Source organism: Streptomyces sp. NRRL WC-3626 (assembly GCF_000718785.1).
Classification (GTDB): Bacteria; Actinomycetota; Actinomycetes; order Streptomycetales; family Streptomycetaceae; genus Streptomyces; species Streptomyces edwardsiae.
Map to the genome: position 1 here is coordinate 46,585 of NZ_JOCA01000012.1, position 20,717 is coordinate 67,301.

General features: G+C 71.6%; 22 protein-coding genes. 7 read left to right on the forward strand and 15 right to left on the reverse strand.

Going from position 1 to position 20,717, the window contains the following annotated elements; genetic code table 11:
* Positions 1-12: 12 nt before the first annotated feature.
* Positions 13-999: a chitinase gene (locus IF28_RS0119695; RefSeq protein ID WP_030221924.1), complete on the forward strand. Its 987-nt coding sequence runs from the start codon at positions 13-15 to the stop codon at positions 997-999.
* A gap of 19 nt (positions 1,000-1,018) precedes the next feature.
* Here IF28_RS0119695 and IF28_RS0119700 read toward each other — a convergent pair whose 3' ends face one another.
* From IF28_RS0119700 to IF28_RS0119770, 15 genes are all read right to left on the reverse strand, one after another.
* A complete protein-coding gene (locus tag IF28_RS0119700; protein ID WP_030221928.1) occupies positions 1,019-1,618 on the reverse strand; it encodes an imidazolonepropionase-like domain-containing protein in 600 nt (199 codons plus the stop codon).
* A 7-nt stretch (positions 1,619-1,625) separates the two neighbouring features.
* Positions 1,626-2,825 carry a cyclic dehypoxanthinyl futalosine synthase gene (mqnC, locus tag IF28_RS0119705; protein ID WP_030221931.1) on the reverse strand — a complete coding sequence of 400 codons (1,200 nt, stop codon included), beginning with the start codon at positions 2,823-2,825 and terminating at the stop codon, positions 1,626-1,628.
* A gap of 69 nt (positions 2,826-2,894) precedes the next feature.
* Entirely contained in the window at positions 2,895-3,629 is a 735-nt protein-coding gene (locus IF28_RS0119710; RefSeq protein WP_030221933.1) for a prepilin peptidase, read from the reverse strand.
* On the reverse strand, positions 3,626-6,547 hold the full coding sequence (locus tag IF28_RS0119715; RefSeq protein WP_030221935.1) for a BTAD domain-containing putative transcriptional regulator: 2,922 nt from the start codon (positions 6,545-6,547) through the stop codon (positions 3,626-3,628). Before IF28_RS0119715 ends, IF28_RS0119710 begins: the two co-directional genes overlap by 4 nt.
* 124 nt (positions 6,548-6,671) lie before the next feature.
* Positions 6,672-8,120: a tetratricopeptide repeat protein gene (locus IF28_RS0119720; protein ID WP_063829337.1), complete on the reverse strand. Its 1,449-nt coding sequence runs from the start codon at positions 8,118-8,120 to the stop codon at positions 6,672-6,674.
* Between the two features lie 163 nt (positions 8,121-8,283).
* Positions 8,284-8,523, reverse strand: coding sequence for a hypothetical protein (locus IF28_RS0119725; RefSeq protein ID WP_030221939.1), 240 nt, complete (start codon positions 8,521-8,523; stop codon positions 8,284-8,286).
* Positions 8,524-8,856: 333 nt separating this feature from the next.
* The gene (locus tag IF28_RS0119730) at positions 8,857-9,324 is read right to left on the reverse strand and encodes a pilus assembly protein TadG-related protein (protein WP_030221940.1); all 468 of its coding nucleotides are present in this window, start codon (positions 9,322-9,324) and stop codon (positions 8,857-8,859) included.
* Positions 9,321-9,746, reverse strand: a complete 426-nt coding sequence (locus IF28_RS0119735; protein ID WP_030221941.1) for a TadE/TadG family type IV pilus assembly protein — start codon at positions 9,744-9,746, stop codon at positions 9,321-9,323. The genes IF28_RS0119730 and IF28_RS0119735 overlap by 4 nt, the downstream gene beginning before the upstream one ends.
* A complete protein-coding gene (locus IF28_RS0119740) occupies positions 9,747-10,190 on the reverse strand; it encodes a TadE family protein (protein ID WP_234325254.1) in 444 nt (147 codons plus the stop codon). It abuts the gene before it with no gap.
* 26 nt (positions 10,191-10,216) lie between these two features.
* The gene (locus IF28_RS0119745; RefSeq protein WP_030221948.1) at positions 10,217-10,468 is read right to left on the reverse strand and encodes a hypothetical protein; all 252 of its coding nucleotides are present in this window, start codon (positions 10,466-10,468) and stop codon (positions 10,217-10,219) included.
* Between the two features lie 64 nt (positions 10,469-10,532).
* Positions 10,533-11,462 carry a type II secretion system F family protein gene (locus IF28_RS0119750; RefSeq protein ID WP_030221951.1) on the reverse strand — a complete coding sequence of 310 codons (930 nt, stop codon included), beginning with the start codon at positions 11,460-11,462 and terminating at the stop codon, positions 10,533-10,535.
* Positions 11,459-12,415 (reverse strand): type II secretion system F family protein, encoded by a 957-nt coding sequence (locus tag IF28_RS0119755; protein ID WP_037893627.1) that lies wholly within the window; start codon positions 12,413-12,415, stop codon positions 11,459-11,461. Before IF28_RS0119755 ends, IF28_RS0119750 begins: the two co-directional genes overlap by 4 nt.
* A 52-nt stretch (positions 12,416-12,467) precedes the next feature.
* Positions 12,468-13,775: a CpaF family protein gene (locus IF28_RS0119760; protein WP_030221957.1), complete on the reverse strand. Its 1,308-nt coding sequence runs from the start codon at positions 13,773-13,775 to the stop codon at positions 12,468-12,470.
* Positions 13,772-14,617, reverse strand: coding sequence for a hypothetical protein (locus IF28_RS0119765; RefSeq protein ID WP_030221958.1), 846 nt, complete (start codon positions 14,615-14,617; stop codon positions 13,772-13,774). The genes IF28_RS0119760 and IF28_RS0119765 overlap by 4 nt, the downstream gene beginning before the upstream one ends.
* Positions 14,618-14,634: 17 nt before the next feature.
* A complete protein-coding gene (locus IF28_RS0119770; protein WP_030221959.1) occupies positions 14,635-15,360 on the reverse strand; it encodes a hypothetical protein in 726 nt (241 codons plus the stop codon).
* A 447-nt stretch (positions 15,361-15,807) separates the two neighbouring features.
* Here IF28_RS0119770 and IF28_RS0119775 point away from each other — a divergent pair, with 447 nt between their 5' ends.
* The 6 genes from IF28_RS0119775 to IF28_RS0119800 all read left to right on the forward strand — a co-directional run bounded on the left by IF28_RS0119775 (position 15,808) and on the right by IF28_RS0119800 (position 20,707).
* Positions 15,808-16,479, forward strand: coding sequence for a hypothetical protein (locus IF28_RS0119775; protein ID WP_030221960.1), 672 nt, complete (start codon positions 15,808-15,810; stop codon positions 16,477-16,479).
* Entirely contained in the window at positions 16,470-17,555 is a 1,086-nt protein-coding gene (locus tag IF28_RS0119780) for a hypothetical protein (protein WP_030221961.1), read from the forward strand. Before IF28_RS0119775 ends, IF28_RS0119780 begins: the two co-directional genes overlap by 10 nt.
* A gap of 229 nt (positions 17,556-17,784) precedes the next feature.
* On the forward strand, positions 17,785-18,126 hold the full coding sequence (locus tag IF28_RS0119785) for a hypothetical protein (protein WP_030221962.1): 342 nt from the start codon (positions 17,785-17,787) through the stop codon (positions 18,124-18,126).
* On the forward strand, positions 18,126-19,622 hold the full coding sequence (locus IF28_RS0119790; RefSeq protein WP_030221963.1) for a C2 family cysteine protease: 1,497 nt from the start codon (positions 18,126-18,128) through the stop codon (positions 19,620-19,622). Before IF28_RS0119785 ends, IF28_RS0119790 begins: the two co-directional genes overlap by 1 nt.
* A complete protein-coding gene (locus tag IF28_RS0119795) occupies positions 19,612-19,941 on the forward strand; it encodes a hypothetical protein (RefSeq protein ID WP_030221964.1) in 330 nt (109 codons plus the stop codon). Before IF28_RS0119790 ends, IF28_RS0119795 begins: the two co-directional genes overlap by 11 nt.
* Complete coding sequence (locus tag IF28_RS0119800) at positions 19,934-20,707, forward strand: hypothetical protein (RefSeq protein WP_030221967.1); 774 nt, start codon at positions 19,934-19,936, stop codon at positions 20,705-20,707. Before IF28_RS0119795 ends, IF28_RS0119800 begins: the two co-directional genes overlap by 8 nt.
* Positions 20,708-20,717 lie beyond the last annotated feature (10 nt).

Consider the following 20,717-nt stretch of genomic DNA (forward strand, 5'->3'; position numbering starts at 1 on the left):
GAACGGAGCGCGATGCGCGGTTCCCGGAAGTCCGTCACCGGGCTCGTCCTGTCCTGGCTGGTCCTGCTCGCGGGCTGCTCCGGCGGGGACGGTACGACGGACGCGGCTCCGTCGCCCGTACCGGGCACCGCGTACGCGCCGTACGTCAGCGCCGACACGGCCTCCGGCACCGACTCGGCGGGGTCGCCGGCGGCGTACAACCTGGCGTTCGTGATCTCCGCCGACGGTGACTGCGTCCCGTCCTGGGACGGCATCCATGACATCGGCACCGAGACCGTGGCCTCCCGTATCGCGGGGCTGAGGGAGTCCGGCGCGGACGTGCGGGTGTCCTTCGGCGGCGCCTCCGGGGAGGAACTGGGGGCCGCCTGCGACAGCGCGGAGGCGTTGGCGGAGGCGTACGGGACCGCGCTGGACGCGGCGGGTACGGACCTCGCGGACTTCGACATCGAGGGTGACGAACTCTCCGACTCCGCGTCCGTGGACCGGCGTTCGGAGGCGATCGCGCTGCTGCAGGAGGAACGCGGCGAGCTGGAGGTGTCGTTCACGCTGCCGGTCATGCCGTCGGGGCTCGACGAACACGGGCTGGCGCTGCTGGAGTCGGCCGACGCGCATGGCGTCGACGTCGCCGTCGTCAACATCATGACGATGAACTACGGCGAGTCGTACGACGGTGACATGGGCGACTACGCGCTCGCGTCGGCGCGGGCCGCGCACGGTCAGCTCCGGGAGATGTACGGGCTGTCCGCGACGGAGGCGTGGCGGGGGCTGGCGCTCACGTCGATGCTGGGCGTCAACGACGTGGAGGGGGAGACGTTCACGCTGGCCGACGCGGCGGAGGTGCGGGGGTTCGCGGAGGAGAAGGGGGTCGCGTGGGTGTCGATGTGGTCGGCGTTCCGGGACAGGCAGTGCGGCGAGGACGCCTCCGCGGCTGACGCGTTGACCAAGTGCAGCGGGGTGTCCCAGGAGGACGGGGCGTTCGGGGAGGCGTTCTCGGGGTGAGTGCCCCGCCGCCGACGGGTCAGCGCCGCCGGTACACCAGACGGCCGCTCACGACGGTGGCCACGCACGTGGACGCGCCGTCCCGTACGAGGGCGTCCCGGTCGGGCACGTCGAACACCGCGAACCGCGCGGGTTTCCCGGCGCCGAGGCCCGGCAGCAGCACGAGGGGGGCCGGGGAGAGCGCGGCGGGGCCGGCCGGTGCGGCCGGACGCCCCGCCAGGGCGAGCCCGGCCCTGCGCACCGCGTCCAGGGCCTCGCGGCCGCGGAGCTCACCGGCGACCGCGACCGTTCCGTGCGCCAGCATGCGCTGCACTCCGCGGCGTGCGCTGGCGCCCCGCGCCGACGGTCCGGCGGCCAGAAGTGCCCGCGCGCGCTCCCCGAACACCGGCTCGGTGCCGAGCCTGTCCGCCTCGCGCGGATCGGGGTGGTACGCCTGCTCCAGCAGTTCGGGACCGTAGGGGTTGAGCAGACCGGGCGTCAGGATGCCGGGCCACCGGCGCAGCCGGGCGCCCGGATGACCGGCGGCCAGTTCCTCGTACGGGCCGACGGCGGCGATGTGCGCGCCGTCGACCACGACGGCGGTCCCGGGCGAGGCGTCGGCGGTGTGAAGGGTCAGCACGGGGACGTCAGTTGGACGCGAGGAGCTTCAGCTCCGGGTGGGCCGTGCCGCCCTCGATGGCCGTGGAGGAGATGTGGGAGACCACGCGGTCGTCGACCGGGTCGTTCGCCGGGTCGTCGTGGACGACCAGGTGCTCGTACGTCGTCGCCCGCTGGGCCGGGACCCGCCCCGCCTTGCGGATCAGGTCGATGATCTCCATCCGGTTGGAGCGGTGCTTGGCACCGGCGGAGGAGACGACGTTCTCCTCCAGCATGATGGAGCCGAGGTCGTCGGCGCCGTAGTGCAGGGAGAGCTGGCCGACCTCCTTGCCGGTGGTGAGCCAGGAGCCCTGGATGTGGGCGATGTTGTCCATGAACAGCCGGGCGATGGCGATCATGCGCAGGTACTCGAAGAGCGTGGCCTGCGTGCGGCCCTTCAGGTGGTTGTTCTCGGGCTGGTAGGTGTACGGGATGAACGCGCGGAAGCCGCCCGTACGGTCCTGCACGTCCCGGATCATCCGCAGGTGCTCGATGCGCTCGGCGTTGGTCTCGCCGGTGCCCATCAGCATGGTGGACGTCGACTCGACACCCAGCCCGTGCGCGATCTCCATGATCTCCAGCCAGCGCTCGCCGGACTCCTTGAGCGGGGCGATGGCCTTGCGCGGCCGGGCGGGCAGCAGCTCGGCGCCCGCGCCGGCGAAGGAGTCGAGCCCGGCCTCGTGGATACGGGTGATCGCCTCGTCGACGCTCACGCCCGAGATCCGCGCCATGTGCTCGACCTCGCTCGCCCCCAGGCTGTGGATGACGAGCTGCGGGAACTCCTTCTTGATGGCGGCGAAGTGCTTCTCGTAGTACTCGACGCCGTAGTCCGGGTGGTGACCGCCCTGGAACATGATCTGCGTGCCGCCGAGCTCGACGGTCTCCGCGCAGCGCCGCAGGATGTCGTCGAGGTCGCGGGTCCAGCCCTTCGCGGTGTCCTTGGGGGCCGAGTAGAAGGCGCAGAACTTGCACGCCGTGACGCACACGTTCGTGTAGTTGATGTTCCGCTCGATGATGTACGTCGCGATGTGCTCCGTACCGGCGTAGCGGCGCCTGCGCACGGCGTCGGCGGCGGCGCCCAGCGCGTGCAGCGGGGCGTCGCGGTAGAGGACGAGGGCCTCTTCGGGGGTGATCCGCCCACCGGCGGCGGCACGGTCGAGGACGGTCTGAAGGTCGGCCTTCTCGGTCACCGGCGTTCCTTTCGGAGCTGCTGTGGGCGGACCGATCCAGCCTACGTCAGCCGGATCAGGGGGTTCACGTCAGGCCGCGTACGCGCCGATCAGCAGCCCGGCGAACGCCCCGCTGATCAGGAAGGGCCCGAACGGGATGGCGGTCTTGCGTCCCGCCTTCCGGGCGACGACGAGGGCACCGCCGTACAGCGCGCCGAACACGAATCCGGCGAGGGTGCCGAGCATCACGGTGGGCCAGCCGTACCAGCCGAGGACGGCACCGGCGCCGAGCGCGAGTTTCACGTCGCCGAAGCCCATGCCGCCCGGGTTGACGAGGAAGAGGACGAAGTAGCCGGCGCCGAGGGCGAGCGCGCCGAGGAGGGCGATGGTCCACTCCCCCGCGTGCTCGGGGGCGAGGGCGGTGAGGCCGAGGAGGACGAGGGCGGCCGCGGCGAACGGCAGGGTGAGCGGGTCGGGCAGCCGCTGCACCCGGAAGTCGACGACCGCCAGCAGCACGCCGACGGGGGCGAGCAGCAGCCAGACGAACAGTTCGGGCCGGGTGCCGGTGGCGGCGGCGAGGGCGGCGCAGACGAGGGCCGTGACGACGACGGACGCGGTGCCGGGGCCGTACGACGGTCCGGCGCAGGCCCCGCAGCGGGCCCGTCCCAGCCAGCCGCCGACCGGGTGCCCCGCCGGGCAGGCCGTCCGCCACTCCTCGCCCGCGGGGACGGAGAACCGGTAGGCCGCGCGGGGCAGCACCCGGCCGGCCGACGCGCCCCACAGCGCGGCGACGGCGATCAGCAGGGCGTCCGATTGCCCGTTCATCCGGCCGCCGCGACCGCGTCGCGCCAGGTGGGCAGGAGTTCGTCGAGCAGTGCCTCGGTGCGGGGCGGCAGTCCGCGGGCGCCGGCGCGGCCGACGAGGTCGGCGGCGAGGGCGGTGAGCCGCCCGTGGTCGTCGAGGGAGTGGGTGGCGCGCAGCAGCTCGTTCCACAGCCGCTCGTCGGCCGGGGCGGTGCGCAGCGCGGCGTTCAGCGCCTCGATGGCCTTCTCCGCGCGGTTCTTCTCCATGTGGAACTCGGAGAGCGCGAGTCCGGTGTCGGCGACGAGCAGCGGGAGCTGGGCGTCGACGATCTCGTGGGTGAGCCAGCGGTAGCGGCCCTCGGCCCGGTCGGCGAGGAGCGGACCGCGCACCAGTACCAGCGCGTCGGTGAGCAGCCGTCCGCGGACGGCCCGGCTGTCGACGCCCTTGCCCTGGGTGGCCTCGTGGTACAGCGACCGCAGCACGTCGAGGTCGGAGACGACGGACTTGGCGAGGGTGAGCCGTCCGGTGGTGTCCGTGCCCAGCCGGGGGGTGCCGTCGGGGTCGGTGCCGAGCCAGGCCCGCAGCCGCTCGACGAGCGCCTCGCGTACGTCGTCGGTGACCCCGCGCGGCCACAGCGCGGACGACAGCACGCGCGGGTGCACGCCCTCGCGGTGCAGGAGCAGCAGTGCGAGCGCCTCGTGGAGCAGGGCGCTGCGTTCGCCGTCCGGGGTGTCGAGGCCGATGATCTCGTACGGTCCGACCAGCCGCGCGTAGACGGCGGGCCGCCCCTGCTCGCTGATGTCGACGAGGAACGGCGGGGTGTCGCCGGGCCCGTCGGGGCCGCGCTCGGGGTCGGCGCCGGCGAACAGCTCGACGACCGCGCGCTGTTGGGCGACGGGCAGCGACTGGGCGTCGAGTTCGAGTCCGAGGAGGGGCGCGAGCAGCTTGCCCTCGCCGGTGATCTCCATCTCCCAGGCGGCGCCCGGCAGATCGCCGCTGCCGGTGCCGACGAGGTAGCCGATGCCGAGGCGGCCGGCGTCGGCGGCGAGTTCGGCGAGCGTGACGGCGTCCTCGGCGGACGGTTCGGCGGCGAGCAGGACGAGGTGCGGGGCCCAACGGGTGTGCCGGGCGGGCCCGGTGCGTCCGGTGAGCACGGAGTCGTGCCCGGCCGCGCCGAGTGCGCCGCGCCGTTGCCGGGTCTCGGCCTCCATGGTCTCGATCAGCGCCTCGATGCCGTCGAGGTGGCGCAGCCGGCTGGGCGCGAGCGGGGTGAGGTCCTCGCCGAAGCCGACGAGGGTGATGGTCATCCGGTCCGACCAGCCGTTGGTGGCCAACTCGGCGGCGACGGAGGCGAACACGGCGGCCCGGTCGGCCTCGGCGCCGCTCAGCGAGACGAGGCCGGGAACGGCCTCCAGGTTGAGCAGCAGACGGGAGTCGTCCATGGTGCCGAGGCTGACGAGGCCGGGGAAGGGAGCGGCGGTGTCGACGTCCTCGTACCGTGCGGCGTCGTCCCCGGCCAGCGTCCAGACGGTCTGGTCCTCCCCGAGCCGCCACGGGGCGGGCGGCTTCCCGGACGGCTGGGCGAGCTGGAGGTGCAGGTCGCCGTCGGTCAGCCAGGCCGCGTAGACGGTGGGCAGCGGACGGGACTCGCCGGCGAGGGACGCGGCGAGCCCGCGCAGCGACCGGTCCAGCAGCCGTACGCCCTCGGGGTCGGCGCCGACGAGCAGCGCGTCGTGGACGTCCAGGGCGTCACCGGTCGGTGTGGGCGGCTCCATCCCGCGCCCGCCGATCCCGGCGAACGCCGACTGCCACAGCGCCTGACGGCGCCGGTGCCCGAGGGCGCCGAGGAGGCCGGCGGCGAGGAGGGGCGCGGCGAGGAGGGCTTCGGGGAGCCCGAAGGAGGACGTGTCCCGGGCAGGGGTGGCCTGCTGCCCGGCGTCGTCCTTCGCGGGCGCGGGCGCGGGGGCGGGCCGCTGCTCGGGAACGGAGACCTGCGCGGTGTCACCGCCGCCCCCGCCCCTCTCCGCGTGCTCCCCGGTCCTGTCGTAGTCACGGATCTGCTCGCGCACCTCGGCCGGGACCTCGGGCGCGTCGTCCGGCATCTCGACGAGGTCGCCGCCGCGGGCGTCGCCGGGCATCTCCATGATCCAGCCGGGCCGGATCAGGCTGGCCTCGGACAGCCTGGAACCGTCGGGCTGGGCACGGTCCTTGTTGAGGTCGAAAATCTCCTTGTACCGGCGTCCGTCCCCGAGGTGCCGCTCGGCGATCTCCCAGAGGGAGTCGTGGTGCCGCCCCTCGGGGGGCTGGATCCGGTAGAACTTCGTGTCGCCGTGCTGCTTGCCCGCGGACGCGTCGGCGTGCGACGCCTGCTCGGCGAGGGCGGCGGCGGTACCGGCCGCCTGCTCCTGCTGCTGGGCGAAGAGCCCCGGCGTCTGCTGGGCGGACGCCGCGACCGCGGGCCGCTGGTCCCCGTCCAGGCCCTGCCCGAGCTGGCTCAGCCCCGGAGTGAAACTGGCCGCGGCCGCGCCGACGAGCAGCACGGCGGCGACGAGCTGCCGCGCGAGCAGCTGACTGGGTCCGGCCCCGGGCACCCGCCCCGGCACCCCGACCCCCGACAGCGCGGCCTTCATCTCGACGAGCACACACGCGGTGAACTGCGCCCAGGCCAGCCAGACCACGAAGGTCAGGATGCCGAGGAACGTGTCGACGGAGATGTCCTGCTTGAGCCACTCCATCGGTTCGAACGTGTCCGGAAGCGGCCACCCGGCCTGCGTCGCCAGCGCGAGCGGCACCCCGGCCAGCAGCACCACCAGCGCCACGAAGGCGAGGAACGCCTTGACGAAGTCCCCGAACGACCGCCGCCGCACCTGGACCGGCTGCGGCGTGCGGTTCCTCGGAGCCGTCGGACTGGACGAGCTGGAACTGCGGCGTCGCGGCATGTCGGGTGTCCTGAATTCATGGGGAAGGAGGGTCTGCTGAGCCTAGGGCGATCCTATTGACTCGAATGGCCCCCGTCGAAGGCCCGGGTGGCGTCGGCAGCCCTCCCTCACATCCGGAACCGGGTCACCGGTCGATCAGTGATCTGAAGGCGTTGCGGATGTCGGTGGTGGACGGGGTGGCGCGGACGTCGGAGGGCGGGTCGAGGACGCTCCAGTACGACAGGCGTTGGGGGCAGCTCTCGCCGTTGATCTGCACCTTCCGGTTCGCGACCAGCTTCCCCGTGCGCAGTTCGTAGACCTTCACCGGGATCGCGGTCTTGTGGAAGGTGACGTTGACGATCGTCCCCGGGGACTGCTCGCGCTCGTAGGGGCAGGTGCGCAGGGCCGTTCCGTCCTGCTCCGCTCCCGCGCAGACCACCAGGACGGCCCGGGCGGGGTCGTCGGTGCGCCATGATCCGGGCAGCCGGTCCGTGTAGCCGTCGTTGCCGTGGAAGAGCCCACGGTTGACGCCCTTGCCGTACGGCTTCGCCCCGCTGTAGCGCGCCGGGGCGGTGCAGTACTCCGGCTGGTCTCCGGCGACCGACGTCTCCAGGAGGCGGCGTACGTTCTCCAGCTCGATGGTGAGCGTGGCCTTGCGCACGCCCTTGCGGGCCTGGTCGGCGAGGCCGGCGTTCTCGGGATACTCGTCGAGGAGTTGCTGGTAGCGCGTACGGGCCTGCGTCCAGTCCTCGGCCGTCATGTGGTCGTCGCCGCACTTCACCAGCGCCTTTGGCGCCGTCCGCTCGGCGGTGTCGGCGGACCGGTCGCGGGCGTCGTGGCTCGGTTTCCGGTCGCGGAGCCAGTCGGTCACCGTCACGGTGCCGCACGCGTCGTCGGTGGGCAGGCCGTCGAGGAAGTCGGTCAGGACCGACCCGGCGATCTCGTCGTTGCCGGGTTCGTCCAGGACCGTCCCGAGCCCGTCGAAGCCCGCTTCGAGCGCCCCGGTGTCGCCGGTCAGACCGGTGGTCAGCCGGGCCCCCGCGTCCCGCAACCGCTCGCAGGTGTCGACCACTTCGTCACCGTCGGCCGTTCCCGGCGCGTCGGCCACCCGGTGTCCGAACCACACCTCGTCCTGCGCCGACAGCACCTTCGCGCAGTCACCGTCCCTTCGGGCCTCGTCGACGTCTCGCTCGATGGTGTGGGCGTCGAACCGCAGCAGCCCCACGGCCAGCAGAACGGGAAGGGCCACACCGGCGGCGACCAGCCGCTGCCCGCGCGCCGAGGCCGGTCGCGCCCCCGCGCGGGCCAGGAACCAGCCATGGGCGACGACGGCCACCCACCAGGCGCCCACGACGATCTCGGCCCACGGCTCGGCGGTGGAGACGACGACGGAGACGAGTACGACGGTGACCACGACGGCGGCGCCGGCGAGCAGGCGCCGGCCCAGCAGCAGATAGCCGACGCCGAGAAGCGAGGCGTTGCCGAGAGCGACGGCCGGCGGATCGGCCTGCCGCGGCCCGCGCACCGCGGGCGGCGTGGGTGGTCGGGGCGGAAGCGGTGGTACGGGCGGCACGGAGTACGTCGGGTCGTCCATTCTGGTCCCCCCTGACTGCAGAACGGCATCGCGCACGAGAGCGCCTACCGCTCGTCATACTCCGAAACCCTTACCGCGTCGATGAGTTGAGGGAGCAGGTTCCTGCAAGGGGGAACAGTGCGGGGCCCCGGCCCGCACACGGACCGGGGCCCCGCACACGCGCTCAGAGCATCGTGGTGCGCGCCGCGCCCGCGTGGCCCGTCGAGGCGCCGAGGCCGGCGGAGACGCTGAGGGGGCCCGCTTCGGCGTACACACCCACGCCGACGGAACCGTGGTCCAGGACGACGGCCACACCGGCGTCGACACCGGCGTCGAGGCCGGCGGAGACGGAGTGGCCGCCGGAGATGCCGTCCAGGTCCGCGTCGGAGATCTCGGCCGTTTCCACCTGCGGGGCAAAAGTCATGGCTGGCCTTCCGTTCATGTCGGGGATTCGCGGCGGCGGGGAATTCGCCGGACGTCCAAAACCGGGGCCGGTCGCCGGCGAGCCGCGCGCACCGATCAAAGCACGGGGGCCAAAAGCCGACCAGCGGCGAGCCGTTGACGCACGCGGCCGGGTTCACCAGTGTGGTCGTACGGTCACCGAATCGGCCTCCACCTTCACGGCATCCGACGGATCACGCACCGGACGCGGCGCTCCGTGAGCCCTTTTCGAGCGGTTCCCGCCCCTCCCCCCGCTCCCGGTGCGACCTCCCCGTGAACGGTGTGCAGGTACGCGGGATGTTTCGGGACGCGGGCCTCAGCCCACCTCGTTCTCCGCCACCGCCCGGCCGTGCACGACCACGTCACCGCCGTAGAACATGCCCGTGAAGACCGGTGCGTACGTCAACCGCACCTCGACCTCGACGGCGTCCACGGTCGCCGCCACACAGTGTGTCGCAGCGATGTCCGGGCCGGACATGTCCATTTCGCGGGCGAACGCCTTCACCCGGGCGTCGCAGTTCTCGAAGTTGATCGGCGCGGGCCCGCCCACGTCGTCGTACAGCGCCTCGCGGTCGATGTCCTGGGCGGCGTAACGGGCCGCCTGTTCCGCGATGTCCGCCGCGCGTTCCCGCTTGGAGATCGACAGGCCGCCGTCGACGACGAAGGCCGCAAGGGACAGGAACACGAGCGCGAAGATGATGACCGCCCCGGCGCCCGAACCCCGGTCGTCCAGCACCGTACGGCGATGCGCCGCCCAGGCGCGTACACGTGCCGCCGCTCTCACGCCGTCCTCCGGTACGGGTCCAGCGGTGAGCTGAAGCTCGAGGACAGGGTCGTCGGGATGTCCAGGCCCAGCATGGCGAGCCCGCGCACCTCGCAGCTCACCTCGACCGTGAAGATGGTGTCCGGCTCGAAGCCCTGACTCGTCTGTACGACGCTCACCGGCCCGGAGCAGACGTCCGCGAGGTTCGCCTCCGCCGCCGCACGCGCCTGAGCCATCGCCGTACCGTGGTCCTTCTGGATCGATCCCGCGCGGGCCGCGTCCCGCGCCGCGCCGTCCAGCGCACCGCGCCCGTCGACCAGTTGTCCGAAGCCGACCAGCACGAGAATGAAGAGAATCATGACCGGCGCGAGGATGACCACCTCGACCGTGGACAGCCCGCCGTCGTCCGCTCTTCGCCGTCCGGCGCCCAGGGGGAAGACCATCTAGTTCTCCCCCTCCCGCACGAACCGCTCCACCGGCCCCGTCGACCGCGCGTGCACCGTCAGGTCCAGGCCCGGGAACACCGTCGGGATACGGGCCGTGATCTCCACGCCCACCGTGTTCTGCTCCGGCTGGAGCGTCTTCACCTCGGGCGCCAGCACCAGCTGCGGGCCCAGCTGCCGGATGTAGCTGTCCACCACGCCCCGTGCCTCGCCCTGCCAGCCGCCCGGCCGGGCGTCCGCCGTCGCGCGCGCCTTGCGCGCACCCGCCTGCGCCGCCGCCTGGGCGACATGATCGGCGAAGAAGTACAGCGCGAACTGCACCGTCGCGAAGATCATGAAGAACAGGACCGGAGTGAGGAACACGAACTCGATCGCGGTCATGCCGGAATCGCCGCGGGCGGAGGCTGCCTCCACCCGTCGGCGTACCCAGCGACGTACGCGCATTCCCACCGGTCCCGGCCCCGTCGCGGTCAGCAGGTACCGCTCGCGCTGGCACCCTCGATGCAGTCGCCGACCTTTTCGGCGCCGCCCTTCAGCGCGGCGTTGATGATCGCGGCGACCACGCCGACGATCGCCACGACGACCGCCGAGATGATGACCCACTCCACCGCGGAGGCTCCACGGTCCAGTTCGCCGGAGCGGGCGCGCTCCACGCGGGCCCGCATGAAGGTGACCAGGAAGTCCACGGCGGGGATGCCGGTGTGGAAAGTACGTCCGTTCATGACGCGTTGTCCTCTCGAATTCGGTTCACGGAAGTTCTGACGTACGGATCAGGGGCCGCGGTTCTCACACCTGGAACACCCGCATCGCCGCCGGGAAGATCAGGAACACGAGGAACCCCGCGCACAGCAGCAGCTGCGCCACGAGCATCGACTGGGACTTCTCACCCGCGCTGCCCTCGATCTCGGCGAGTTCGCGGTGCCGCATGGTCTCGGCGCGGGAGGCGAGGGACTCGCGCACCTTGGCACCGTCGTCCGCGACCAGCGCCAGCGACGCGGAGAGGTCCTTGAGCTCCTCGACGCCCAGCTCCTCCCCCAGCTGCCCCAGCGCCTGCCACTGGCTGATGCCGGTGATCCGGGCGTCGGCGAGGGCGCTGCGGATGCGCTGCGTGGCCCAGCCGTCGGACACCTCGGCCGCCGCCATCAGTGCCTCCGGCAGGCCGCGCCCGCCGGCCAGGCTCATCGACACCAGGTCCAGATACGCGCCGATCACCCGGCGCAGATCGCGCCGCTTCTCGGCGGCGTCCCGGCGTACCTCCAGGTCGGGCAGGAAGAAGAACAGCGCCGCGCACACCAGGGCCATCCACACCGGGATGGCCGGGCTGTCGGCGAGGGCGAGCGCCCACCCGATGGCGAAGAGGAACGGGCCGAAGAACAGGCCCGACACGGCCAGCAGCACCTTGGTCGCCAGGAACTTCTCCCAGCTCCGCTCCAGCACGGCGAGGTCCGCGCGCAGCGAACGCTGCTCCCAGCCCTGCTGGAGATACAACTCGGCGATCCGCGCGCCCACTTCGCTACGGAGCGAGCCGAACCGACCGGTGTCCCGCTCCGTCGTACGGGCCGACTCGTAGGCCGTACCGCGCGCCCGCATCGCGTCGATCCGGGCGACCTGGGAGAGCGCGCTGCGCCTGGTGGGCATCAGCGCGCGGACCAGGACGTAGATCCCGAGTCCCAGGACCGCGCCGACGATGACCGGCGTGGTCAGGTCGTCACTCACCGGCGTACCCCCTCTTCCGGCTGGAGCGGTGCCTGCTGACCCGGTACGGCGCCGGGCGTCTGCGGCCGGACGAACCGTACCGACGACTCGTCGCGCACCAGGAACCGCTCGGGTGTCTCGATGGTGGACAGCTTGCGCAGCCACCAGAAGCCGAGCGCGAACAGCCCGCACACACAGGCCAGGACGAGCTGTCCGACCGCCGTCCCGTACGGCTCGACGAACTCCCGGTTGAAGATGGACAGTCCAAGCACGAACGCGACCGACACGGCGACGACGATCTGCACGGACCGCCGGGTCGACGCCCGCTGCGCCATCACGCGCTGGCGCATGTCGACCTCCTCGCGCGACGACTTGGCGAGCGCGCCGAGCACCTGCCGCAGACCGGGGCCGCGCAGCCGGGCGTTGAGGATCAGGGCGGCGACGATGATGTCGGCGGAGGCGTCGTCGATCTCGTCGGCGAGCTGCTGGAGCGCGTCCGGCAGCGGGGTGCGGGAGCGCAGCCGGTCGACGAGCGCGTCGAGGTGCGGGCGCAGCACGGGCGCGGCGGCCCGCGCGGACGCCGGGATGGCCTGCTCCAGGCCGACCGCGCCGGCGATGGTGTCGCGCAGCGACTCGGTCCAGGAGGCCAGCGCCTCCACGCGCCGCATCGCGGCCCGCTCCTCCCCGGCTCCGCCGAAGAGACGGTCCCAGAAGAAGACGAGGACGGCGGCGGCGATCCCGGCGACCGTCCAGCGGGTCAGCAGCAGTACGGCGAGGCCGACGAGCGCGGCGAGGGAGCCGCGCCGGCCGGCGAACCGGATCAGCTCGTCGGACCGCCGTCTCGCCTTCCGCTTCTCGTGCTCGGGCGTCGCGGGCAGCCCGCGTACGGCGACGGCGAGCAGGGCGAGTCCGCCGCCGACGGCGACACCGCACGCGAGCGCGTACAGGACGGTGGTGGAGAACAGCCCGCCCATGGAGCCGAGCGAGTCGAGGGCGGCGAGGTCGGTGGTCGTACGGTTCACCGGCTCACCCCCACGTTCCGCTGGGCCGGTAGCCGTAGGCCATCAGTTCCTCCAGGCAGGCTATGGGGGCGTGCGCGGCGACCCGCCCGTCGGGGGTCTGGGCGAACACCTCGCTGGACAGCACGCGTCCGTCGACGCCGTTGACCTCGCGCACGGAGGTGACCATGCGCTGGAGGCGGCCGCCGCTCTGGTACTCGTTGCGCCGCTGGATGAACACGACGAAGTTCACCGCGCCCGCGATCAGCATCTGGCTGGCCTCGATGGGCAGCCGTTCCGTCGCCTGGAGGGCGTAGGTGGAAATACGGTTGAAGACCTCGCTGGAGCTGTTGGCGTGGATCGTGGACAGCGAACCGTCGTTGCCCTGCGACATCGCGTTCAGCATGGTCACGATCTCGTCGCCGAGCACCTCACCGACGATGACGCGGGAGGGGTTCATACGCAGCGACCGGCGCACGAGTTCCGCCATGGAGATCATGCCCTGGCCCTCGGAGTTGGGCAGCCGCTCCTCGAACGCCACGACGTTGGGGTGGAGATCGGGGAACGTGTCGAGCCCGAGCTCCAGCGCCCGCTCGACGGTGATCAGCCGCTCCTGCGGCGGGATCTCGTTCGCGAGGGCGCGCAGCAGCGTCGTCTTGCCGGCGTTCGTCGCGCCCGCGATCATCACGTTCTTGCGGGCGCGGACGGCGCAGGCGAGGAAGTGGCCGAGCTCGGGGGTGAGCGTGCCGTTGCCGACGAGGTCGGAGATGAACACCTTGCCCATACGGGCACGGCGGATGGACAGCGCGGGCCGCCGCGTCACGTCCATCACGGCCGACAGCCGCGAACCGTCCGGCAGCCGCAGGTCCAGCTGGGGGTTGGCGGAGTCGAAGGGCCGGGACGACAGTCCGGAGTAGGCGCCCAGGATCTGGATCAGCTCGACGAGTTCCTCGTCGGTCTCGGCGACGGCGTCACCGCGCACCTCGCGGCCGTCCGCGTAGCCGACGTACACCTGGTCGCAGCCGTTGATGTCGATGTTCTCGACGTCGGGGTCGTCCAGCAGCGGCTGGAGCCGCCCGACACCGAACAGCGCGGCGTGCACGGCGGCCGCGTACTGCTCCTCCGTCTCGGCGTCCGGCGGGGTACGGCCCGCGTTGATCTCCGCGCGGGCGTACTCCTCCAGGATCTGGGCGATGACGGCACGGGCGTACTGCCGCTCGTCCTCGGTGGACATCGGCGTGACGCCGCCCACCTGGTCGATGCGGCGCTGTTCGGCGATCCGGTCGCCGGCGTCCTGCCGGAACCGCTTGACCAGCTGATGGTCGACAGCGGTCATCGCCCGGCCCCGTGCGGCTGCCGGCCCTGGTCGGAGGTGGCCGTCCACAGGGCGCCGTACTGCTGGTACACGTCCGCCGTCACCTTGCGCGCGGAGCGGATCAGCAGCGACTTGTCGAGCCGTCCGCGCCTGCGCCCGGCCAACTGCTCGGCACCGGCCGGGTCGTCGGCGAGGGTGCCGAGCACCCGGGCGCCGGTCTGCGCGTGGACGAGCATGTCGTTGACCTGGGAGGCGAGTTTGGCCGCGTTGCCGGTCTCGGCGACGAGGACGACGCCGATCACCGGGTTGGCGAGGGTCGCGGCACCACGCTGCCCGCCGTGCAGCTTCCCGGCGAGCGCGGCGGCCCGGTCCCGTACCCGTGCCAGTGCCTCGGGTTCGGTGCGGGAGATGAGCAGGACGAGGGAGGCGTGCGGGAACAGCTCCATGGCCGGGGTGTCCCCGCTGATCCGCCCGCAGTCGGCGATGACGTCGGCGGGCGCGTGCGGGGAGTCGGCGAGCGAGGCGAAGGCGTGCCCGAGCGTCGGCCACAGTCCGGCGAGCCCGGCGGCCTGCTCGGCCACTCCGAGCCCGACGAGCACTTCGAGCCCGCCGCTCAACGGCTGCACGTGGTCCCAGAGTTGATCGGGCGCGAGTCCGCGACGGGCGGTGGCGGCGATGGACAGCATCCCGGTGTTGGGGTTGAGCGGCCCGCCGTGCGCGGCGGCGCTGCGGTACACGAGGTCGCCGCCCGCCGGGTCGGTCTCGGCGAGCATGACCCGCCGCGGCCAGACCGCAGCGAGAGCGACGGCCGCGGTGGTGACGCCGGGGGAACCCTTGTCGGCGGCGAGGGCGATGAGGGCCATGGGTCGGGTGCCGCCTTCTAGTTGCCAGATACGAGGACGAGCGCCACCTCGCCGTTGGAGGCGGCCTGGGTGAGCGCCGCGGCGGCGGCGCCGTCGACGAGGAGGGTCACGGGGAGGCTCGAGCTGCTGACGAGGTCGCCGCTCTTCCTGTCCTGTACGAAGTCCACCCGCGCCTTGTCCACGACCAGGGTGTTGGCGCCGCCGGCGGAGGAACCGCCGTCGGCGTCGGAGTCCGAACCGGACCGCGCGGTGCCGCCGACCCGGTAAGCGGCCACGGTGTCACCGGACTTGATACTGGACGGGTACTGCCCTTCCTTCAGCGACAGCCCCACGAGCGCCTTCCCCGCGGGCACGCTGGCCTCGTCACCGAACATCTCGCCGACGGCGACGACACCGCCGGGGATGGTGCTCTTGGCCTTCAGCTTCTTGAGGGCGTCGAGCTGGGCGTACTGGACGTAGTGGATGTCCGGGTTCTCGGCGACCATCACCGACGTGGTGTTGGCCTCGGTGACGCTCTGTCCGGCCTGGATCTCCTCGGTGATCTTCACGACCTCGATCCGGTCACCGACCTGCAGCACGAGCATGGTGGCACCGAGCGCGCCGACCAGGATCAGCAGCACCGCCAGCGCGGCCAGCGCGGGTTTGCGCTCGCGGGGCGGCGTGGGAAGCCGGTCCCCGACCGCCGGCCCGGCCGGTACCGCGGAACGGCCGGCGCCCGCCCCCGTACGCTCCTGGATCTTCACGCGACCGCTCCCCGTACACCCAAGACGATGCCTACCAAGTCCTATGAATCCGCGGACACCACGACCGTCCGGACCTACCCGCCCGAACTGGGCAAATAGCCAACACCGAGGCGGGTGTCAAGCGATGGCACCGTATCAGCCACGCACAACCCCCTCAAGGCCGAACCGGCCCCACCCACACCACCACTCATCAGCAATTTCACCGTTGAACAACCCTGTTGAACCCCCGCCCCACCAGCCAGAATCCAACGCACCCCGCACGCCTCGCCACCTGGCGCACATACCCCCTCCGCAATTCACTCACGAGAACGGCGGACAAAGGCACACCTGCGACTCGGCCCGACGCGTACAAGCGCTTCAGCGGGGGCGAGTTCGCGTTGGCGAAACCGCTAACCCCGTCGATATCGTCGGGGCACTCGCTACGTCTCGTCCCACGGGGAGCTCACTGTGAAGCGTCGCACTTTGCCCGTTGCTGTCGCGTTCGCCGCCGCCGCGTCCTTGCTGCTGTCGGCCTGCGGAGGCGGGGACGACAAGGCGAGTGCCGGCGACGCGATCGCCGGAGCCGACCGGGGCACGAAGCGGCCGAGCGAGTCGGCGGAGCCCTCGGCCGCCCCGGCCCAGGACAAGCCGGACGGCGTGGACGTGTCCCTGCCCGCGGACATCGACCTGGTCTTCGACTGGAAGAGACCGGGCAACGAGAACGAGGCGGCCGCCATGGACGACGCGGCGAACTTCTTCCGGGCGATCTATCGGGGGGTGGACAAGCGGACGACCGAGGACGCCGCCGTCGTCACCTACTCCACAGGCGACGGCCTGAAGTACGCGAAGACGCAGATCGACGCCAGGCTCGAAGGCGGCTGGACGTCAACCGGCACCCGACGCCACTACCAGGCCACCACTCGGTCCGCTCCGAACGGCAGCTCGGTGGAGGTCGCGTTCTGCGTGGACTCGACCAAGTTCTATTCCAAAGAGGTCGAGACCGGAAAGGTCCTGAAGGGCACTCCCAGCATCACGGACTTCGACTACTTCAAGCTCATCATGGTCAAGCTCCCCACCGGAGAGGGCCTGTGGCAGGCGTCCAAGGTGTCCGTCGAGGCAAAGGCGGCGAAGTGCCGGTAACCGGACCACGGACGGCCCTCAATGCCGGCACTGCCGGCCTGGCGCTGGCCCTGTCCATCGCCCTCGCTGGGCCGGCCCACGCGGGAGAGCAGCCGAGCAACACCCAGGGCGCCAGCACGGAACAAAAGGGCGGCAGCGACGACACCGGCATCTACGCCGCCGCCCGCATCCAGTACTCCGGCGCGGTCGCCAAGGACGGCGGCGCGGGAAACGTGACCCCCACCGACGTCAACTGGGCACCCCCGCCCTGCTGGTACGCCCCCTACCTCGGCGCCGAGGACTTCAGGGCGAAGATGTCCAAGGACCTCGAGCACGCCGCTTCCCTCCCCGGAATGACGGGGCACGCGGGCGCGGCGATCGGCGAGACGAGGCGGCACTACGAGGACGGGTACGGCTGGACCGACACCCCCGGCTACCAGGACTACAACGTCGACAAGGACGGCGAGGGCATGTTCTGGGCCGGCGTCGAGAACCCTGACGAACCCGACCTCCTGAAGCGCGGCTCGTGCACGGACCTCCCCTTCTGGGTCGACAACGGCGAGGCACCGCCACCCCGGTACGAGGAGGCCGTCCGCCCGGAGATCCTCGCCGCCCTCGCCTACCAGCACCTGCGACTGCCCGACACGGAGGTCACCCTCAAGCCCGAGGACACCACCAAGGTCAACCTGCCGACCTGGGCCTGGCTCGACGAGACCGTCTTCGACGAGGTCAGCGCCACGGCGTCCATCGACGTCCCCGGGTTCGCCCTCCGGGCCACGACGACGGCCGAGCCCGTGTCCTTGAAGCTGGAGCCGGGAACCGGCGACGCCGTGACCCACCCGGCCTCCGGCGAGTGCGCAATCAACGCCGACGGCTCCATCGGAGAGCCGTACGCCAAGGGCAAGGCCGACCGCACCCCACCCTGCGGAGTCACCTACCTCCGCTCCTCCGGCAACGCGACCTTCAACCTCCAGGCCACGATCACCTGGCACATCACCTGGACCGGCACGGGCAACACGGGCGGCACCCTCCCCAACGGAACATTCGCCGACACCCGGACCATCACCGTCCAGGAGATCCAGTCAATCAACAGATGACGTGCCGACCGGCCCGCTCTCCCATGCGGAAGTTCATGACCAATTGCCGAATGTGCGGCGAAATCTCACGGAGTCGCGTGAAGTGAATGCGATGAATTCGTAGTTGTCGGTGGAGTTCCGGTCCGTCATGGAAGGGCGGACGCCGTCCTCGTATGCTTCACCGGCGATCCGGTGCGTCAACTCGCTTGTTAGCGCCGGACAATGTCGGTCAAGGGGGAGGAAGTCGGCTGTGGGGCCTGCGGATGCGGACAGTGGTGCCGAGTTGAGGAAACGGGCCGGGCGGTTGCGGGAGTGTGCGCGGGAGGCGCGGACGCTGGCGCGCAGTCTGGGGCCGTTTCTCGACGACGCCGTGAAGAAGGCGGCCCCCCGGGCGGCGCACGGCACCGACGCCATCTGGCAGGGGCCGTACGCCGACGAGTGCACCGCCCTGTTGCAGCAGCGGCAGCGCAGTCTGGGAGGTATGGGCGGCGCCCTGCTGGCCGATGCCACGCGGTGGGAGAGCCAGGCCGACGAACTGGACCGGCAGGCCAAGGAGAAGGACAAGGCCAAGACCGGGGCGGGTGGCAACTGATGGGATTCAGAGGCTTCGACGCCCCGAAGCTCACCGCGCTCGCAGGCGACCTCGACACCCTCGCCGGCAACGCGGGCAAGCTGCACAGCCGGCTGGCCGCGCTTCTGACCTCCGCCCAGCAGGACCTGCCGTCGGGGCAGAGCGCCTCCCGCGACCCCGATCTGCAGGCGCTGGTCGGGGACCTCGTCCCGATGCCGTCGTTCTTCGGCGGGCGCCGCCGGCTGCCCGGTTCCCTGACCGGTGAACTGGGCGACATGCAGGCGTCGATGAAGCGCCGGATCAAGCAGTTGGAGGGTGTCCAGGAGCTGGCGGGGAAGGGGTATCCCGTCGCCGACGGAAGCGTGTTCCTCGACGAGAACGCCCCCGACGCCAAGAAGATCGACGAGGCCCTGCGCAATCTGCGGGCCCTGGACGGCAAGGACTTCGGCACCAACGGCAACCGCGACGACCTGGAGAGGATCTCCGGCGAACTCGACGGGCTGACGGCCGCCGAACTCGACGCCCTCATGACGAAGGCGTCCCCGAAGGACCTCGCCTTCTACAACGAACTCCTCACCGACACCGGCGACTCCCTCTGGAACCCGTTCGACGAGAACGGCCTCCCCGAGGACAGGCGCCGGGACACCCTCAGCCTGATGCTGTCGAAGATCAGCCCCCAGAACGTGCCCAGGTTCCAGACCGCCTTCCCCGGCACGCAGCCGACGTTCACCAACACCGGCGCGTACGAACAGGGCGGCAACAACCAGAACGGCCAGACCAACAGCGGCATCCACTGGGCACCGCCCGGCGACCCGCTGTTCCAGAACGGCGTCTCCGCCGACGACGTCAACCAGAACCAGTTCGGTGACTGCTGGTACGTCGCCTCGCTCGCCGGCCTCGCGCAGAAGAACCCCCGGTTCGTCCAGGAGGGCATCAAGGAGAACCCGAACGGCACGGTCAGCGTCCGCGTCTGGGACAAGGAGGGCGCCTACCACTGGGTCACCATGACCGCCGACCTGCCCACCGACCAGAACGGCAACCCGATCAGCACGTACGGCAACGGGGAGTCCTGGCCCGCGTACTACGAGAAGGCCTTCGCGATGGTCTACTCCGAGGACGGGGACGGCGAACGCGGCTACGGCGGCATCGAGGGCGACGACCCGAAGAAGTCCGCCCCCTACCTCACCGGCCGGGAGGGCGAGGACCTGAGGACCGGCGGTTTCCTCGGCCTCGGCGAGCACGACGACAAGAACCTCGGCGCCCTGAAGAGGGCCTTCGAGTCCGGGCAGGTCGTCACCGTCTCCACACCGGCCGACGAGAGCCTGGACAAGAACCACCCCCAGGAATGGGGCAGCACCTACCACAGCAACCACGCCTACTACGTCCGCGGCTTCACCGACGACGGCAAGGTCATCCTCGGCAATCCCTGGGGAACGTCCGGCTATCCGCCGATCACCGTGTCGCAGGAGCAGTTCGACCAGTACTTCCAGTCGCCGGAGGCGTTCGATGTCCCGTGACCACCAGCCCGACCGCCCCCAGGTGAAGTATCCGTTCGAGATCGACGGCCGCTGGGTGCTCCGCTACCACATTCCGTACACCGTGGAACATGACGGTCACACCCACCGGATCGTCGCCACGATCTTCGCTGAGCCGTCCGTGCACGGCCGGATCCAGGTCAACCGCGACGGACGGTTCGTCGCCGAGTACGACGACCTGGTACCCGGAAGTCCGGTGGAGATCACCGGGGATGTGTGGCGGGTGACGGAGGTCGAGTACCGGACCCATGTCGTCCTGGAACGCGCCCCCGAGGAGACGAAGGAGGAAGCCGGTGAGTAGGTACCGCATCGCAGTGCCCGCGCTGGCCCTGCTCACGCTGGCCGGCTGCGGATCGTCGTCCGGCGGGGGCGGCGACGAGCCGACGAACGCACCCGCGACGACCCGGGCGGCATCCGAGGACAAGGGCCCGGTCTGTGCCGGAGAGGAGTCGCCGGAGGGGCTGCACGTGCTGCGCGGCGGCGGCTTCCGGCTGCCGGGCGGCGGGGGCGTGCAGTACACCGGCGCCGACGCCGACGGCACGACCCGTACGGCGACCCTGCGGGACGGGGAGCGGTACGGGTCCGGCCAGCAGGAGTGGACCGTCGGGCCCGGCACCGGGGTCACCGTCTCCGGCCACGCCTACACCGTCCGGCAGATCTGCTCGTACCGCGTCGTACTCGAACCGAAGACGGCCGAGGACAAGGCCGCGCTCACAGCGGCCCCCGAGTCCATGAAGCCGCCCGGCGGACCGGCGAACGCACCCCTGTGCTTCACCACCAACGAGGCCGTCCTGGCCGCCGCCGCGGCCGGCTTCCCCGCCGCGGGCGAGCAGCTGTCCCTCGTCGGCAACGGCGGAGTCCAGCGCTTCCCGACCGGCCTGTCCCTCACCGTCTCCTACCTCGACACGAAGACGGGTACGGCCGGCATCGCGGCGAACTGCGCGACGATCCCGGTCGCCGCCTACAAGGACGTACGCGTGGGCGATCCGGTGGAGTTCGCGGGGGTCGGGTTCGAGGTCTCGGAGATCACCGAGCAGGCCGTACGGCTCGCGCGGACAGGAGATTAGCGAGCCGGCC